We start from the raw sequence: 3,263 nt of genomic DNA, 5'->3' as shown, positions 1-3,263 counted from the left end.
GTCCTTGGGCACTGAATTGTTCGAGCCGGTGCTGAGCACGCTGAACCAGACTGTGCGCGCCAACGCCGCCCTGGCGATCAACTCCACCGCGCCGCTGAACCGCTACTACTCGATCAAGGAAGCGCTGATCCACGCCGTGCGTACCGTGCACCTGCCATGGCCAAAGATGCCAGCGACAACCCTGGCATCGATCAACCAAGCCTTGCGCGGCTACCGCAGTGTCTATACCAGCAACTACGACCTGATCCTGCCTTGGGCAGTGCAGCACGCACCCCAGGGCGTCGCCACGCTGTTCGATGAGCAAGGCTTCTTCGACGTACGCCGCACCCGCAGCGAAGGGACGCGCGTGCTGCATTTGCACGGCGGCCTGCACCTGCTCAAGCTGCCCGACGGTACCACCCGTCAGCGCAGCGCCGAAAGCGCCGAGCTGCTGGACGGCTTCGCCGTGAACATTCCGGGTGAAGTACCACTGTTCGTCAACGAAGACCGCAGTGACGAAAAACTGCGCGCCATCCGCAACTCGGACTACCTGGCTTGGTGCCTGGGCCAGCTGGCCCAGGAAAACCAGGGGCTATGCCTGTTCGGGCAGCACCTGGACAGCAGTGACCAGCACTTGCTCGAAGCGATTCGCCAGGCGCGGCCGCGCCATCTTTCGATTGCCATACGGCCGTTGAGCGAGGCTTCGGTGGTCAATCAGAAGCAGCACTTTGTGGACCGCTTTGGTGATCTGGCGGGGACAGCGCTGCATTTCTTTGATGCGGGTACGCATCCGTTGGGGTTGGCGGAGTACGCGATAAAGATGCCAGTGCATGCAGAACACTGACAGGCGCTCGGGGACGAGCGCCACAGCCGACTTACGCTGAGATGGGGGGAATCAACCCGTCGTTGCGCAACAACGTCTCCAGGCAATGCTCCTGCACCCCATAAAACGCTTTCAGTTGCGCAATCTTTTCCAGCAGCGCTTGCGCCGCTACGGGCTGCTTGCGCTTCACCGCAAGAATCATCTTGTTCTTGTTGGTGTGCTCAAGCGAGATGAACTCGAACACCTTGGTCTCGTAACCACAGGCTTCCAGATACAGCGCGCGCAAGCTGTCGGTGAGCATCTCGGCTTGCTGCCCCAGATGCAGGCCGTATTGCAGCATCGGCTGCAGCAAGCCCGGGCTGTGCAGTTGCGGGCGAATCTGCTTGTGACAGCACGGCGAGCACATGATGATCGCAGCGTTGCAACGGATTCCGGTGTGGATCGCGTAATCGGTGGCAATGTCGCAGGCATGCAGGGCGATCATCACCTCGATGGCCTCGGGTACTACGCTGCGCACGTCACCGCATTGAAACTCCAGGCCCGGATGCTCCAGACGCGAAGCCGCTGCATTGCACAAATCGACCATGTCCTGACGCAGCTCCACCCCAGTCACCTGGGCTGCGCGGCCCAGGCTGTTGCTCAGGTAGTCGTGCATGGCGAAGGTCAGGTAGCCCTTGCCTGAACCGAAATCGGCCACCCGCAGCACCTGGTCAGCCGGCACCGGCGCATTGGCCAGTGCGTGATCGAACACTTCAACGAACTTGTTGATCTGCTTCCACTTGCGCGACATGGACGGGATCAGCGCACCCTGTGCGTCGGTCACGCCCAGATCACGCAGGAAGGGCCGCGACAGTTCCAGGTAACGCTTCTTCTCGCGGTCGTGGCCCGTGCTGGCAGCAGCCTCGCGCGGCGCCTGGGCACCGTGGCGCTGGAGCATCGGCTTGCCCTTTTTGCTGAAGGTCAGTTGCACTTCGCCGTCGGCGTCGAACAGGTGGGCGTTGCGAAAGCTCTGCGGCAGAAGCTCGGCGATCAGTGCCTGGGCCTGGTCCACCGGCACGTTGCGGGTGATGTCGCGGGTCTGGTGGCGGTAGACCAACGAAAGGTTGGGCTGCCCTTTTACCTGCACCGGCTTGGCGATGATCCGCTGCAGGGTCTGGTCCTCGCCGACATGGCGCGCCAGCACCAGTTTGACCAGGGTATTGCCGTGCAAGGCAGCGCTCAGCAGGTCGAGAAACTGGGCGCGCGCGTCCGGCGCGATAGAAGCGGAAGTACTGGCGGACATGGAAAACAGGTGCCTCGGATAGCGGTGAGCGCGTTGCGCAATGCCGCGCATTCTACGTTGATGCCTGGCCCAGGCGAAGGTTTTCGCGATGGGCGTGGTTCACTCTAGAATCACCAGACGGTTCGGCAGCTCGTTGCGTGCGTGGGTGCGTGGCACGTGCTCGCACAGCCGTTCACCGCAGGCCTCGATGCACTCGACAAACCCCTGCAAGGTACGGCCCTGGCGCACCTGTTCGGCGAAGCGGGCACCAATCACCGCACGCGAGTGTGCATCGAGGTGGCAATCGATACCTTGATCGACCAGGATCTCCACATGCAGCTCCGCCTCGGCCACGAAGATCAGCACCCCAGCCCCCTTGGCCGTGCAATGCAGTTTCTGCTCGCGAAACTGTTGCCGGGCCAGGCGCGATGCCTGCCAGCGGCGCAGCGCAGGGGGGACCAACCAGGCGTTCAGGCGTGGGGTACGTAGCAGCGCACAAAAGCCGATGAACAGCAGCAGGTTGGCCACCAGCAGCCCGTGCCCAACGGGCCAGCCCAGCAGCAGCTGCAAAAGGCCAGGCACCACCAGCGCCAGCACGGCGGCCCAGAACAGTGGAAGGTAGGCGTAATCATCGGCACGCCGGGCCAGCACGGTCACCAGCTCGGCATCGGTGCGCCGTTCCACGCGCGCGATGGCCTCAGCGATCTGACGCTGCTCGTATTCGTCGAGGGAAGTCATGCCTTCGGTCTCTGATCGTTTTTATAGTTGTTGTCCCGGCACTCGGGTGATCCTCAGCGAGCGCCATAATCAGGCATAATCCGCCGCTGGAATTAATGCCGGTGAATCGTACAACAATAGCCGCCTGAAAACTTCGGCCGCGCGCGTATCACCGTGGATACGGCACAGGCCTCGACAACGGAATTCATGATGAAACTGTCTTTGCTGGGCCTGGCCTTGGGCCTTGCCAGCCAGGCGGCCCTTGCCGCCCCCACCGCCCCGCCCCTGCAGGACAAGCAGGCATTCATCGAGCATCTGATCAGCCAGATGACCGAGGCTGAAAAGATCGGCCAGCTGCGCCTGATCAGCATCGGCCCGGAGATGCCACGCGACAAGATCCGCGAAGAAATCGCCGCAGGCCGTATCGGCGGTACCTTCAACTCGCGCACTGCCCCCGAGAACCGGCCCATGCAGGACGCCGCC

At 62.6% G+C, this 3,263-nt stretch carries 3 protein-coding genes and 1 pseudogene; 2 read left to right on the top strand and 2 right to left on the bottom strand.

The genetic code is table 11. From position 1 onward, the window contains the following. Positions 1 to 823: DUF4917 family protein (locus BLX42_RS02400; RefSeq protein WP_161871062.1), on the top strand; the 823-nt coding region annotated here is incomplete at its 5' end. A 31-nt stretch (positions 824 to 854) separates the two neighbouring features. Here BLX42_RS02400 and BLX42_RS02395 read toward each other — a convergent pair. Beyond that, positions 855 to 2,084: an SAM-dependent methyltransferase gene (locus BLX42_RS02395; RefSeq protein ID WP_161871061.1), complete on the bottom strand. Its 1,230-nt coding sequence runs from the start codon at positions 2,082 to 2,084 to the stop codon at positions 855 to 857. A 99-nt stretch (positions 2,085 to 2,183) separates the two neighbouring features. Next, positions 2,184 to 2,801 (bottom strand): TPM domain-containing protein, encoded by a 618-nt coding sequence (locus BLX42_RS02390; RefSeq protein ID WP_161871060.1) that lies wholly within the window; start codon positions 2,799 to 2,801, stop codon positions 2,184 to 2,186. Positions 2,802 to 2,987: 186 nt separating this feature from the next. Between BLX42_RS02390 and BLX42_RS02385 the strand changes: the two are divergent. Continuing rightward, positions 2,988 to 3,263, top strand: a pseudogene (locus BLX42_RS02385) (beta-glucosidase); the annotation flags it as partial.

Source organism: Pseudomonas sp. SG-MS2, from assembly GCF_009933855.1.
GTDB lineage: Bacteria > Pseudomonadota > Gammaproteobacteria > Pseudomonadales > Pseudomonadaceae > Aquipseudomonas > Aquipseudomonas putida_E.
This window is presented reverse-complemented; position numbering and strand designations above follow the sequence as displayed.

Coding starts and splice junctions, on each gene's coding strand:
- BLX42_RS02395 (WP_161871061.1), bottom strand. CDS start 2,084: ATGTCCGCCAGTACTTCCGCTTCTATCGCGCCGGACGCGCGCGCCCAG.
- BLX42_RS02390 (WP_161871060.1), bottom strand. CDS start 2,801: ATGACTTCCCTCGACGAATACGAGCAGCGTCAGATCGCTGAGGCCATC.